Genomic DNA, 13,361 nt, shown 5'->3' on the forward strand with positions numbered 1-13,361 from the left:
CGCTATTTCCACATCAATAAAGATAGCTATACAAGATCTTTATTATAAATTTCATATTAATTACTAATTCAGAGCATTCACTACGTTCACGGGGCATTCAGTTCCAGCTTTTCTCATCGAACTATGAATGATCCTCACTGAATAAACATCGCACGAAGGAAATTCTAATGCATTTTCGAGGAATCCCCATAGAAAGCGTTGAAATGACAAAAATTGAATATCATGAAATGGTTATATATTTTTTATAAATTTTGCAGTATTAAATTGAGTCAATCAAAGTATTTTAGAAATATTTATTTAGCGAATCATTATGTATGGAAATGGCTCAATATTTACTCTCTTTAATGTTACATACTCCCCTCAAACGTGCAATGGCGAAATGCATTTTTAGCATTTCGCCTTTTTTTGATGAACAACAATTGAATAATCTTTAGACTGGACTAACACCATGCTTACGATCTGTAAATGTTATTTCCTTCGATTGATAAACTTCTAATCTTTTTTCTAACGTATCTCGCAGATCATTTGGCTCAATTACATCATCAATGATTAACTCCGAAGCCAGACGGTACACATCAATTTCCTCGCGATATTCATTGCGGCGTTCCTCAATGAATTTTGCTTGATCTTCTTTTGGCAGTTCAGCGATTTTATTTGCATACACTGCATTTACTGCTGCTTCTGGACCCATAACTGCTATTTGTGCTCCAGTTAATGCAATACAAACATCCGGTTCAAATGCTGGACCTGCCATTGCATATAGTCCTGCACCATACGCTTTTCGAACAATTACTGTAATTTTTGGTACAGTTGCTTGGCTCATTGCAAAAATCATTTTTGCTCCGTGACGAATAATCCCCACTTTCTCCACTTGCGTACCAATCATGAAGCCAGGTACATCTGCAAGGAATAGTAAAGGAATATGGAAAGCATCACAAAGGTTTATAAACTTTGCAGCTTTATCCGCTGAATCATGGAACAGCACACCACCTTTAACTCGTGGTTGGTTTGCAATGATCCCTACAGATTGCCCATTTATCCGTGCAAATCCAGTAATAATTTCCGCGGCAAATAATTTTTTCACTTCACAAAATGACCCTTCATCAATAATACGATTGATTAAATCATACATATTAAATGGAACATTTTGATTAGTAGGAATCAATTCTTCAATCGATTTCTCGAATGTAGCAGGTAGTTTCGGTTGTTCAATTGTTGGTTTGTTTTTGAAATTGTTTGGGAAATAACTGATATACTGACGTGCATAGGCAATTGCTTCTTGTTCTGTTTTTGCTAATACATCTCCACAACCTGAAACTGAACAATGCATCTTAGCACCGCCCATTGTTTCAAGATCCACTTTTTCACCGATCACCATTTCAGCCATTCGAGGAGAACCTAAATACATGGATGCATTGCCTTCTACCATGACAACAACATCACAAAATGCTGGTATATAAGCCCCACCCGCAGCAGAAGGACCGAATAGTAAGCAAATTTGTGGAATTCGTCCTGATAATTTTACTTGATTATAAAAAATACGTCCGGCACCGCGACGACCTGGGAACATTTCTAATTGGTCGGTGATGCGTGCACCAGCAGAATCTACTAAATAAAATAATGGAACTCCAAGCTTATCAGCCGTTTCTTGAATACGAATAATTTTTTCTACAGTACGTGCTCCCCAAGATCCTGCTTTTATGGTTGAATCATTTGCCATGACACAGACTGTACGACCGTGTATTTTTCCAATTCCCGTAACAACTCCATCAGCTGGTAAATCTCCAGCAAGTACATTGGCAAAGGTACCATCTTCCGCAAGTATCCCATCATCAAATAAAAGCTCTAAGCGTTCACGAACAAAAAGTTTCCCTTGCTCCTTATTTTTTTCGTGATATTTTACTTTTCCACCACTAAGAATTGTATCTTTTAGTTGTTTATGTTTGTTTTCAGCTGTTAATTCTGTCATTTCTTCCATCCCCCTTTTATTTGCCAAGATAAACTGGTGTTCGCTTTTCTTTGAAAGCATTTAAACCCTCAAGTCGATCCTCTGTTTGGAGTAAACGACTATAAGCTAAAGTTTCAATTTGCAGAGCTGTTGCAATATCAGTTTGCATGCCTTGATTCATTGCTTTCTTTGCTTGAACAAGAGATAATGGTGCATTTTTCGCCATTTCACTCGCAAGTTCTTTTGCTTTTAAAACTAATTCCTCAGGCGCTACAACATGTTCAACAATTCCATAATCCTTAGCTTCTTCAGCAGATAATCGACGTGCTGTATAAATCAGCTCTTTTGCTTTGCCAAGCCCTATTAACCTCGGAAGGCGTTGCGTACCTCCAGCTCCTGGAATAATACCAAGCGAAGCTTCTGTAAGACCCAATTTTGCTTGACTACTCGCTATCCGAATATCACAGGCAAGCGCTAATTCTAAACCTCCACCAAAGGCAACACCATTAATAGCTGCAATCACTGGCTGAGCTAGTGATTCAAACATATTTACCGTTTGACCAATCATTGCAACTGTTTTTCTAACTTCTATTTCATTCATTCCGTTTCGTTCTTTTAAATCTGCACCCGCACAAAAAGCTTTTTCTCCTTGTCCAGTGACAATAACGACACGAACCTCTTGATGGTATTGAATTATTTCAAGTGTTTCTTTTAACTCTCTTAACATTTGAACAGATAATGCATTTGCCGCCTCAGCTCTTGATAATGTTAAATTTGCAATACCTTGATCAATTTCTAGTTGAACGAACTGTAACATCATAGTTCCTCCCCTCGTGCAACTGCCACTAACTTTGAATTTAATCGCTTTCCAATTTTTTGTTCTATAAATAATGCGCTTTGCTCGATTTTATCAAGACTGACTCCTGTTTCAATACCCATCCCATGAAGTAAATACAACAAATCTTCTGTGGCTACATTGCCTGATGCTCCTTTTGCATAAGGACAGCCACCTAGTCCTCCAATTGAACTATCGAATTTATGAATTCCATGAGAGAGACTTGTCATCACATTTGCTAATGCAGTTCCACGAGTATCATGAAAATGCATAGCTAATTGATTGACATTAAAATACTGTAACATCTCATTTAGAAGAGCATCGACTTGTGTTGGTACACCAACCCCAATGGTATCTCCTAGGGAAATTTCGGTAATCCCCATTTCAAATAGCCGTTCAGCCACTTTTACAACTTGAGAAGGACTTACATACCCATCATATGGGCAAGCAATTACCGTTGAAATATAACCGCGCACTGTTTTCCCTGAAAATATCGCACCATCTACTACTTCCTTTAAAATAGGAAACGTTTCATCTATGGTTTTGTTGATATTCGCTTTATTATGTCCTTCACTAGCTGACATAAAGATACTAACTTCATCTACGCCTGCTTCTAATGCACGTTCCAGCCCCTTACTGTTTGGCACTAGTGCAGCATATGTAATGCCTTTTTTACGTTTAATAGCTTTTAATACTTCTGTAGCATCTGCTAGTTGTGGAATCCATTTAGGATGAACAAAGCTCGTTACCTCTAAGTAATCGAGCCCTGTTTCACTTAAACGATCGATAAAAGCGATTTTGTCTGTTGTTTCGATAAAACTTTTTTCGTTTTGCAGACCATCACGTGGACCAACTTCTTTCAGTTGAACTCTCTTCGGAAGTGCTATCATTATTCAATCTCCACTAAATCGTCATCCACATTAATGAAATCACCTTCTGTAGCAATTACCTGCTTTACTGTTCCTGTCTCTTCTGCTGCAATTGGAATTTCCATTTTCATAGATTCTAATATTACGACATCTTGTCCAGCTTCTACTTTTTCCCCTTCAGAAACAAGAATTTTCCAAACAGTCCCCGCCATACTTGCTTTTACCATTGTCATATAATATCCCTCCATTTAAATTTGTTTATTATTTGCAATTTATCAGTTCTAGTTTATTTACTGATCGTTGATTTATTAGGTATATAAAATTCCTCTACGAATTTTGTCGTTGTTACTCCACTTTTGAACTGTTCATGCTTGATAACATCTAATAACATAGGAATATTTGTGTGAATCCCTTCTATGACATAATTAGAAAGTGCATCTATTAATTTTTCACAAGCTTCGGTACGAGTTGGAGCCCAGACGATTAATTTGGCAATCATTGGGTCATAGAATGGAGTGACTTCGCTTCCTGTTTCGACTGCCACTTCATGACGAATGCCATCACCTGAAGGTAAAACTAAATTTGTAATCTTACCTGGTGAAGGGAAAAATGTAATCGGATGCTCTGCATAAATTCGCACTTCAATCGCATGACCATTTTTCTTTAAATCTTGTCTAGTAACCGTTAAAATCTCACCATTTGCAATTTTTAATTGTTCTTCAACTAAATCAAGTCCTGAAATTTCTTCTGTAACAGGATGCTCAACTTGTAATCTCGTGTTCATTTCTAGAAAATAAAAATTTTGATTAGTATCAACTAAAAATTCAATCGTTCCAGCATTTGTATAACCGATTGTCTTCGCTGCGTTTACTGCTGCATCTAACATTTTTTCACGAGTTTCTTGTGAAATAAACGGTGAAGGTGCTTCCTCTACCACTTTTTGATTTCTACGTTGAATTGAACATTCTCGTTCAAAAACTGGAAGAATATGACCATGATGATCTGCTAAGATTTGTACCTCTACATGATGTGGTTCAGCAATATATTTTTCGATAAACATCGTTCCGTCTCCAAAAAAACTTTGGGCGCGTTTTTGATTTCCCTCAAATGCTTTGCGAAGTTCCACTTCATCATGAACAAGTTGCATTCCAATACCGCCACCACCAGCTGATGCTTTTAACATAACTGGATAACCAATTTCTTGAGCAATTTTTGCTGCTTCATCTGTATCAGCAATCGGTTCATTGACACCTTCAACAATCGGTACGCCAGCATCTGCCATTGTTCTACGTGCTTTTAACTTACTACCCATTGCCTCAATCACTTCTGATTTAGGTCCAATAAATATAAGTCCTTCATCTTCTACACGTTTTGCAAATGTAGCATTTTCAGATAACAATCCGTATCCTGGATGAATCGCTTCTGCTTTCGACTTTTTAGCTATATCGATGATTGCATCTATATTTAAATAACTTTGAGATACCGGTGGCTTCCCAATACAGTAGCTTTCTGTTGCCTCTTTAACATACAAACTTTCTGCATCGGCTTCAGAGTAGACTGCTACTGTTTCAATCCCTAGTCTATTACAAGTTCGTATTATCCTTCTTGCAATCTCGGCACGATTTGCTATCAGCACTTTTTTAAACATGAGAACCCTCCTTATTTTAGGGATTTTGCAAACCCATCGAACTGTTGGCGTAGCTTAAATTTTTGGATTTTACCTGATGCTGTCATTGGATATTCATTGACAAAGTAAATATAACGAGGGATTTTATGACGAGAAATCTTCCCATCACAAAATGCTCGAATTTCCTCTTCAGATGCTGTTTGACCATCCTTTAAAATAATCCAAGCAGTTGCCTCTTCCCCATACTTTTCATCTGGTACCCCCACAATTTGAACATCTAAAACTTTAGGATGTTGATACAAAAATTCTTCAATCTCACGTGGATAAATATTTTCTCCACCACGTATGAACATATCTTTCAACCTTCCAGTTACACGAACATAGCCATTATCATCCATTGTTCCAAGATCTCCGGTATGCAGCCAGTCTTCTTCATCAATTGCTTCCCTTGTTGCATCTGGATTTTTATAATAGCCTTTCATCACAACATAGCCACGTGCGCAAATTTCTCCCTGCACACCTCTAGGTAGTTCAATATTTGTTCCTGGCTCCATAATTTTCACTTCAACATTTGGCAAAGCTCGACCAACTGTCTCAACTTTTAAGCTAATCGGATCCTCTGTTCGTGTTTGAGTTAAAACAGGAGATGATTCAGTTTGTCCGTAACAAATCGTAATATCTTTCATCCCCATGATATTCATAACATCTTTCATCACTTCGATTGGACAATTGGACCCTGCCATTACACCTGTCCGCAGAGATGATAAATCGAAATTTTTAATATTCGGTAAATTCAACTCGTTAATGAACATCGTTGGCACACCGTGGAGTGCTGTACATTTTTCCTTTTCAACTGTACGTAATACTTCTTCTGCTTTAAACTCCTGCACTGGTACCATTGTTCCTCCAACAGAAACAATTGCTAATGTTCCAATTACACAACCAAAACAATGGAAAAACGGTACAGGAATACAAAGTTTATCTTCACTTGTTAACTTCATGCACTCTGCAATATTAATTGCATTATTGATTAAATTGGAGTGTCGTAACATAACACCTTTTGGGAAACCAGTTGTACCAGATGTATACTGAATATTAATAACATCTTCATAGGATAAGGACTTTTTGCGCTCTGCAAGTTGTTCATCAGAAATCTTTTGACCATTTGAAAGAAACTCATCATAACTAAACGTACCAGGATAATGTTGATCACTTATTACGATAACAGTTTTTAAAAGTGGTAGACGTTCACTTTCAAGTTGCCCTGGCTCACTTGTTTTTAACTCTGGACAAATTTCGTAAAGTGTTTCGATAAATGAGTAATCCCGTAATTGATCAATTAATACAAGTGCACGTGAATCAGATTGCTTCAATAAATACTCTAATTCTGAAGTACGATAATTTGTATTAACAGTTACTAGAGGAGCCCCCATTTTCCCAGATCCAAATTGTAATCCTGGCCACTCTGGTACATTACTTGTCCATACAGCAAAATGGTCACCTTTTTCTAGACCAATTGCCATTAAAGCTTTTGCTACCTCATCAGCATGCTCATTAAACTGTGCATACGTCATCCTTAAATCGCGATCAGCATAAACAAGTGCTTCTCTGTCAGGATCCAATCCCTTTTTTTCTTCCAATAACTCGCCAATAGTTTGATAAACAAGTTCTGCCATGCAAATATCCTCCTCCTATTTTTTCATTTGTTTTAAAACTAACAACCTAAAATACGAGAAATGACAACTCTTTGAATCTCAGAAGTTCCTTCGCCAATTTCCATTAACTTAATATCACGTAAATGACGTTCTACATCGTATTCCGCCATATAACCTGAACCCCCATGGATTTGAATGGCTTGATTACATGTTCTAAAGCCCGTTTCAGAAGCAAACAATTTTGCGAATGCTGCTTCTTTTTTAAATGGCTTACCATGATCTTTTAACCAAGCTGCCTTCATTACCATATTACGGGCTAACTCAATTTCCATCGCCATATCCGCTAGTTTAAAGCTTATTCCTTGGAATTTTGAAATAGACTGACCAAATTGTTTGCGTTCTTTTGAGTAGGCCAATGCTTTATCAAATGCTGCTTGTGCAATTCCAACTGATAGTGCTGCAATGGAAATACGTCCACCATCTAAAGTGTTTAAAAACTGACCAAAGCCTTTTTTCTCATCACCTAGCACATTTTCTTTTGGCACACGGACATTCTCAAGAATGATTTCACATGTATTCGATGCACGAACTCCCATTTTTTTGTAATCAGAGCGAATTGTTACTCCCGGAGTATCAGTTGGGACAATAAGAGCAGAAATAATATTTTTTCCTCTTTCATTTTGACCTGTCACAGCTGTTACAACGATTTGGCGAGCATACGAAGCATTGGTAATCCAGCATTTCTCTCCATTAATCACCCATACATCACCATCTAAGTACGCTTTAGTTCTTGTACCACCAGCATCAGAACCTGCATTTGGTTCAGTTAACCCAAATGATCCTAGCGTCTTCCCTTCAGCCATTGGGACTAAAAATTCTTGCTTTTGCTCTTCTGTACCAAAGTTATAAAAAGGAGTTGCACCTAAACTTACAGCTGCTGCATAACTTAATCCTGTACCGCCACAAGCACGGCCAATTTCTTCAACAGCTAAAGCATATGAAATAGTGTCACCACCTGAGCCACCGTATTGTTCAGGAAACGGAATTCCGAAAAGTCCTAAATCAGCCATTTTGTCAAAGCTTTCTTTTCTGAAAGTATGTGTTTCATCAAGTTCACGTGCATGTGGTTCAATTTCCGCCTTTGCAAAATCTCGTACCATATCACGAATCATTTGTTGTTCTTTAGTTAATTCAAAATTCATGTTCAATTCCCCTTCCATTTCCCCTATTATTTTTGTGACCGACTAGTCGGTTTTTAAATCTGTTTATAAACCCCTTATTTGGTTGCTACATTAACTAGTAAATGTTGAAGTGATAATGCTTCTTCATAACCTTTATCTGTTAGAATTCCTCTAAGTATTAAATCATTAAAATACAAGGTTATTTGTTCCATTGTTAATGATCCATTCTTTCGGTACCATTTATACGTCCAGTTGACCATACCAATTATCGCCATTGTTGTAATCGTTGTAGAAATTTCTTTTCGAAAATATCCACTCTCCTTTCCGTCTTCTATTACTTGTTCGATTAACTTTCGGTACTCAGTTCGTTTCTCTTTCATGATCAGTTTATAATCTGGTGGTAAATAGGTTCCTTCCTCATAAAAAACAATGATATGCCGATTATATACATCAAATACATTTGTAAATGTATACAACATAGCACTCACTTTTTCAATCGGGTTATCATGATTTTCATAGGCTTCTTTTGTTTGTTGTAAAACAAAGGAAATAAATACATTATGAATTTCGTATAAAAGGGCATCTTTTGATTTAAAGTTATGATAAAAACCCCCTTTTGATGTTCCTGCTTGTTCAACAATTTCATCTACCGAAACACCGTGATAACCTTTTTGTTGAAATAAATCCAACGCTGTTTCAAGAATGCGTTCTTTAATCGATTGCTTGGACATTTATATCTCCCCATTTGCAAATCCTTGTGTATGAATGCCGCGAAAATATTTTTAGAAAATTCTAATAACACAATTAAAATACACCAGCATCTAAAATGAAAGTCTACTATATGTATACTTTATTCTCTAAAAATACGAAATATTCTACTATATTCTATAGAATATTATATTTATTTTGTTAAATTTTCTTTGCTTGAATATGAAATCCCTTGTTACTTTTTAAATTTGACACTTTCGCTAAGCTCCCTTCCACTGTAAAACTATCGATACAAGGACAATATAAAATGTCGTATATGTACTTCAGCTCATATTCTAAGCAAAAAAAATGATTTCAACATATTAGTTCCCCTTAAAATATGTTGAAATCATTAATATGAATTAATTTCATAAATCCATTTTTGTTTTTTAAACACCAACGTTATATCGCATGTACTTTTCAATATCCAGATGTGGATGTTCAGCTACAGACGGTCGCTTTTCGTGGGCGAGTGTTAAGTCTACTCGGCAGTGAAATAGAATGAACATCGAAGAAAGAAATGCGAATGCATTTTCAAAGAGTCGCCGTCGAAAGCTTTGCAATGAGATAACATTAAATGTTCGTATATTATATATGAATTTTGCTTTATGAAATTGATTCATTTAGTTATGTTTAGAAATAAACAACCGCAATGCAGTTAGTTGCATAATGATTAAATGTATAACAGTTCAACTTTCATCTTCCTTAAATACTCTTACTTTCAATTCTACCCATTCCCCTTCGTCGTCACCTCTTAAAATATGGTAGATGGGTGAGTTAATCTTGTAATTATGTTTCGCTGCAAATTGAAACAAATCATCGTATGCTAGTTCCGTTTTCGCTTCAAAATCTTCTCTTACTCTTGTCATTAACATTTCATCAATATAGAAATAACTTTGAAAATATAAATCCGAATCTTTCGAAACACAGGATTGTTCAACGGGAATGTAGATATCTATTAACATTCTTTCATCAAAAGGAATGTTATATAATGCGTAAAAAAGTGGACCTGCAACCGTTAAATTCGCTTTAACTAGTTTGTTATTAAAATCCTCCATTGCGAGTTCAAATTGGCGATAATGTATTTCATATGTATGCCACACAACGTTTTTGTGCATAATCGTTTCGAAATCAATAACCATTTCTCACCCTTCTTTCACTTGAGCATAGATATCCATAATCACACGATCAAATGCATCAAAACATACATGGTAAAAAGACTCCTCAATCACTAAATCATTCTCACCCGCATAATTTCTTAATAGTTTGTATGCTTCCTCTAATTCATCAACTTCTGCACAACGCACATAAATAGCAGGTGTTATCTCCAAAAACTCTAGCTGTTTAAATTCTGCATCATCGCTCACTTCAACAGCTGCGTTTAATCCAATATAGTAAGTATATTTACCAAAAGCAGGCTCATTCTTCATCTCCTCTGCTTTAAAAACAACTGGACTCGTATAATAAATATCTTTATTGACTAAATTTCTACGTAAACTCAAAGCCGGTAAATACCATTCCTCATGTGGAATAATTTCCTCCACACAAATGACATTCTGAATTACTAATGATTCTTCACGTACAATCATCTTAAATCCCCTTTCTAATCTAGAGTAGGTATATGGAATTTCTAGTTATCTTTTGTTCTTCTTTTTCTTCTTTCTTAGATTCTTATGATTTACGTATTGTTGCTTCTTCTGAGGTGGATTAACTGCAAATGAAGGGAAGCGGAAAATACAATATGAAACGAAGATAAATTCACAAACTGCATAGGCCAAGCAAATAAGCAGTACAATAGCTACAATTAAATAAATAATATTATCAGAACCTGGAATATTACGAATTAGTAAAAAAGAAAAGATGACGAATGCAAAAACAATAGGGAATAAAACAAATTTCTTGTTGCTATTATTTGATTGGCTCTTTATTGAGGTATTTAATGCATACTCACCTCTTTTAATTTTTCGTATCCAATGATAAAGAAAAATACAATGGAGTATTAATCCTATTAATAAAATTACCGCTAAATAGAATTTTACATTTTCATACGCCCCTCTATCCATTGCTATATAAGAAATAAAAACAAACGGATCAATTGCCATTTTATAAGCATACGTAACGATTGAGACACTTAATATTTTCTGAGTAAAATTATTTTCAAGAAAACAAAAAAGTAAGATTAATAGTTGCAGTATTAATAAGACTCCCTCTATTTTAAAAACATTTTGAAAAAAAGGAGTTAATTGTTCCCAACTAATAGTATTCAATTTTCGGATTTCATAATAAAAAAGAATGGAATTCCAACCGTAATACCTGAAAATAACAATGTACTAATATTAAAAGTATACATTCCACCATTATTAAGTCTGTCTTCTGAAACATATTTGAAACCTGTAAAATATTTTTCACTTAAATGATTCATCTTTTCACCACTATCATTTTACATAAAAAGCTAAACACTTTTTATCTTTTACTCTTTTTTCTTTTTTTATTTATGAATGCTTGCTTCTTCTGAGGTGGATTAACTGAAAAGGACGGGAAGCGGAAAATGCAAAACGCTGCAATTATAAATTCACATACTGCATAAGCCATACCAATAAGAATTATTATTGATCCTATCACCAAAATAACGATTTCAAATTCTGGTATTCTTCGGATTAATAAAACTGAAAATGTAAGAATTACAAATATTATAGGAAATAAAAATTTGAAACTATTACTAGCTTTTTTAGTATCCTTATTTCCATTTAAAGAAAAACCGCCTTTTTTCAATTTACTTATCCAACTATAAAGAAAAATAAAATGTAATAACAATCCTAGTAAAAGAATAAACAATAAATAGATTTTTATATTTTCGAATCCTCCCCGATCCATTGCTGCATAAGAAATAAATACATATGGATCGATGGACATTTTATATCCATAAATAATTATTAAGATACTTAATATTTTTTGATTAAAGTTATTTTCCTTCCAACAAAAAAGGAGAATTAAAATTTGAAAAGAAGCTAGTACTAATTCAAAACAAAAAAATAATTTCCAAAAATCAGAAATTTGACTCCAACCGATAGTTTTCCAGTCTTCTGAATTCGCAATATTTAACAATGGTATCCCCACCATAAAACATGTTACTAGGAAAGTTCCAAAAAGAAATCTACGCATACCTTTTATATTAAGACGAGTATCTACAATTTCTTTAAAGTCTGAAAAATATTTTTCACTAATACTGTTAATTATTTCACTCTCACCCTTAAAAATTTGTTGCAGTATCATTTGTTACCAATAATATCTGCTCCCCTTAAAAAGAAGTTCATGCTAAGAGTTTCTGATAAAAATTTTTAAAATCAAATAATTAAAAGATTGAGGTATAAGATATATCTTATTTTTTTCTTTTCTTCTAGGTTTTATTTACATATTTTTGCTTCTTCTTAGAAGGATTAACTAAAAAGTAGGGAAAGCGAAGAATACAATAAGCAGCTGTATAAATTCACAATTTCCAATTAGCATAGCTATGTAAACACAATTGTAAAAGATATAATCATAAATAATAGGTATAGCTCTTGAAATAATTCATTTTTTGTTATGATAGTTGTTAAAGTAAAAAAATAATAATAGTCTACCTTTTTGCATTTCATATTTCACATTTGAAAAGTTTTTCATTATTACTTTTGTCATTTACTACCTCTTAACGGACTTAAATAGAATTCTTTTACAAATTAAAACTATTTTCAATAATTATTCCTCTTTCTTTTTTTCTTTTTTTGTTTCTTATTATTTAAATATTGCTGCTTCTTCTGAGGTGAATTGACTGCAAAGGATGGGAACCGGAAAACACAATAAGCTGCAATTATAAATTCACATTGTCCTATAAGCATTGCAATATAAACTACTGACGCAACTACAAAAATAAACGCAATTTCTTTATCCATGAACAAATTATTGTTAAAAATAGTTCCAACTAAAACTGCAAATAAAAATAAAACTGGAAATAATAATTTCTTTTTTGTTTTTTTATTTCTTAATTTATTAATCCCCTCTATTCCTTTTATCCAATTTCTTAATACAATTATTTGAACTATGAATCCTATTGCAATTATCATTAATACTAATGGGGCATAAAAATCATATATATCCCTATCTTTTGAAAACATTAAAATAGCAATATATTGATCTAGTGCTGTTTTATATGTAAACAGAATAATTGCTATTACTAAAATTTTTTGATTAATATTATTAATTTTCCAACAAAATAAAATGATCAATATATTTATAGCAAATAAAATCATCTCAATATAGTAAATCGTATGCCAACCACTAGAGAGTGTTTCCCATCCTACATTGTTACCAGTTGCAGCAAATAATGAAACACCTACCGTAAATCCAGAATATAAAAGTACCCCCAAAAGATATGTTCTAATTCCTGGTATTGTCAATCGACCTTTCTGTAGTTCATATTTAATATTAATACAATCTTTTTCGGTCAAATGTATCATTTATGC

At 34.1% G+C, this 13,361-nt stretch carries 14 protein-coding genes; all 14 read right to left on the minus strand.

What is annotated here, in order from left to right:
* Positions 1 to 430: 430 nt before the first annotated feature.
* On the minus strand, positions 431 to 1,969 hold the full coding sequence (locus ABE048_RS08800) for an acyl-CoA carboxylase subunit beta (RefSeq protein WP_430310692.1): 1,539 nt from the start codon (positions 1,967 to 1,969) through the stop codon (positions 431 to 433).
* A gap of 16 nt (positions 1,970 to 1,985) precedes the next feature.
* A complete protein-coding gene (locus ABE048_RS08805; RefSeq protein WP_430310694.1) occupies positions 1,986 to 2,765 on the minus strand; it encodes an enoyl-CoA hydratase in 780 nt (259 codons plus the stop codon).
* Complete coding sequence (locus ABE048_RS08810; RefSeq protein ID WP_430310695.1) at positions 2,765 to 3,673, minus strand: hydroxymethylglutaryl-CoA lyase; 909 nt, start codon at positions 3,671 to 3,673, stop codon at positions 2,765 to 2,767. The genes ABE048_RS08805 and ABE048_RS08810 overlap by 1 nt, the downstream gene beginning before the upstream one ends.
* Entirely contained in the window at positions 3,673 to 3,885 is a 213-nt protein-coding gene (locus tag ABE048_RS08815) for an acetyl-CoA carboxylase biotin carboxyl carrier protein subunit (protein WP_430310696.1), read from the minus strand. Before ABE048_RS08815 ends, ABE048_RS08810 begins: the two co-directional genes overlap by 1 nt.
* 53 nt (positions 3,886 to 3,938) lie before the next feature.
* Positions 3,939 to 5,300 (minus strand): acetyl-CoA carboxylase biotin carboxylase subunit, encoded by a 1,362-nt coding sequence (locus ABE048_RS08820; protein ID WP_430310697.1) that lies wholly within the window; start codon positions 5,298 to 5,300, stop codon positions 3,939 to 3,941.
* 11 nt (positions 5,301 to 5,311) lie between these two features.
* Positions 5,312 to 6,955, minus strand: a complete 1,644-nt coding sequence (locus tag ABE048_RS08825; protein WP_430310698.1) for an AMP-binding protein — start codon at positions 6,953 to 6,955, stop codon at positions 5,312 to 5,314.
* Positions 6,956 to 6,993: 38 nt separating this feature from the next.
* Positions 6,994 to 8,136 carry an acyl-CoA dehydrogenase family protein gene (locus ABE048_RS08830; RefSeq protein WP_430310699.1) on the minus strand — a complete coding sequence of 381 codons (1,143 nt, stop codon included), beginning with the start codon at positions 8,134 to 8,136 and terminating at the stop codon, positions 6,994 to 6,996.
* 74 nt (positions 8,137 to 8,210) lie between these two features.
* On the minus strand, positions 8,211 to 8,846 hold the full coding sequence (locus ABE048_RS08835; RefSeq protein ID WP_430310700.1) for a TetR/AcrR family transcriptional regulator: 636 nt from the start codon (positions 8,844 to 8,846) through the stop codon (positions 8,211 to 8,213).
* Between the two features lie 705 nt (positions 8,847 to 9,551).
* Complete coding sequence (locus tag ABE048_RS08840; protein WP_430310702.1) at positions 9,552 to 10,004, minus strand: DUF5085 family protein; 453 nt, start codon at positions 10,002 to 10,004, stop codon at positions 9,552 to 9,554.
* A gap of 3 nt (positions 10,005 to 10,007) precedes the next feature.
* Positions 10,008 to 10,451, minus strand: a complete 444-nt coding sequence (locus ABE048_RS08845) for a DUF5085 family protein (protein ID WP_430310703.1) — start codon at positions 10,449 to 10,451, stop codon at positions 10,008 to 10,010.
* Positions 10,452 to 10,496: 45 nt separating this feature from the next.
* Positions 10,497 to 11,129 (minus strand): hypothetical protein, encoded by a 633-nt coding sequence (locus ABE048_RS08850; protein ID WP_430310705.1) that lies wholly within the window; start codon positions 11,127 to 11,129, stop codon positions 10,497 to 10,499.
* Positions 11,126 to 11,284 carry a hypothetical protein gene (locus tag ABE048_RS08855; RefSeq protein WP_430310706.1) on the minus strand — a complete coding sequence of 53 codons (159 nt, stop codon included), beginning with the start codon at positions 11,282 to 11,284 and terminating at the stop codon, positions 11,126 to 11,128. Before ABE048_RS08855 ends, ABE048_RS08850 begins: the two co-directional genes overlap by 4 nt.
* Before the next feature lie 41 nt (positions 11,285 to 11,325).
* Positions 11,326 to 12,135, minus strand: coding sequence for a hypothetical protein (locus tag ABE048_RS08860; protein WP_430310708.1), 810 nt, complete (start codon positions 12,133 to 12,135; stop codon positions 11,326 to 11,328).
* A gap of 455 nt (positions 12,136 to 12,590) precedes the next feature.
* Positions 12,591 to 13,355, minus strand: coding sequence for a hypothetical protein (locus tag ABE048_RS08865; RefSeq protein ID WP_430310709.1), 765 nt, complete (start codon positions 13,353 to 13,355; stop codon positions 12,591 to 12,593).
* Between the last annotated feature and the right edge of the window lie 6 nt (positions 13,356 to 13,361).

Origin of the sequence: Rummeliibacillus pycnus (assembly GCF_050459865.1) — a bacterium.
Classification (GTDB): domain Bacteria; phylum Bacillota; class Bacilli; order Bacillales_A; family Planococcaceae; genus Rummeliibacillus; species Rummeliibacillus pycnus_B.

Excerpts from the sequence above, each read along its gene's own strand:
- ABE048_RS08800 (WP_430310692.1), bottom strand. The coding sequence starts at position 1,969 with ATGACAGAATTAACAGCTGAAAACAAACATAAACAACTAAAAGATACA.
- ABE048_RS08865 (WP_430310709.1), bottom strand. The coding sequence starts at position 13,355 with ATGATACATTTGACCGAAAAAGATTGTATTAATATTAAATATGAACTA.
- ABE048_RS08815 (WP_430310696.1), bottom strand. The coding sequence starts at position 3,885 with ATGACAATGGTAAAAGCAAGTATGGCGGGGACTGTTTGGAAAATTCTT.
- ABE048_RS08855 (WP_430310706.1), bottom strand. The coding sequence starts at position 11,284 with ATGAATCATTTAAGTGAAAAATATTTTACAGGTTTCAAATATGTTTCA.
- ABE048_RS08830 (WP_430310699.1), bottom strand. The coding sequence starts at position 8,136 with ATGAATTTTGAATTAACTAAAGAACAACAAATGATTCGTGATATGGTA.
- ABE048_RS08845 (WP_430310703.1), bottom strand. The coding sequence starts at position 10,451 with ATGATTGTACGTGAAGAATCATTAGTAATTCAGAATGTCATTTGTGTG.
- ABE048_RS08805 (WP_430310694.1), bottom strand. The coding sequence starts at position 2,765 with ATGTTACAGTTCGTTCAACTAGAAATTGATCAAGGTATTGCAAATTTA.
- ABE048_RS08820 (WP_430310697.1), bottom strand. The coding sequence starts at position 5,300 with ATGTTTAAAAAAGTGCTGATAGCAAATCGTGCCGAGATTGCAAGAAGG.
- ABE048_RS08840 (WP_430310702.1), bottom strand. The coding sequence starts at position 10,004 with ATGGTTATTGATTTCGAAACGATTATGCACAAAAACGTTGTGTGGCAT.
- ABE048_RS08810 (WP_430310695.1), bottom strand. The coding sequence starts at position 3,673 with ATGATAGCACTTCCGAAGAGAGTTCAACTGAAAGAAGTTGGTCCACGT.
- ABE048_RS08835 (WP_430310700.1), bottom strand. The coding sequence starts at position 8,846 with ATGTCCAAGCAATCGATTAAAGAACGCATTCTTGAAACAGCGTTGGAT.
- ABE048_RS08825 (WP_430310698.1), bottom strand. The coding sequence starts at position 6,955 with ATGGCAGAACTTGTTTATCAAACTATTGGCGAGTTATTGGAAGAAAAA.
- ABE048_RS08860 (WP_430310708.1), bottom strand. The coding sequence starts at position 12,135 with ATGATACTGCAACAAATTTTTAAGGGTGAGAGTGAAATAATTAACAGT.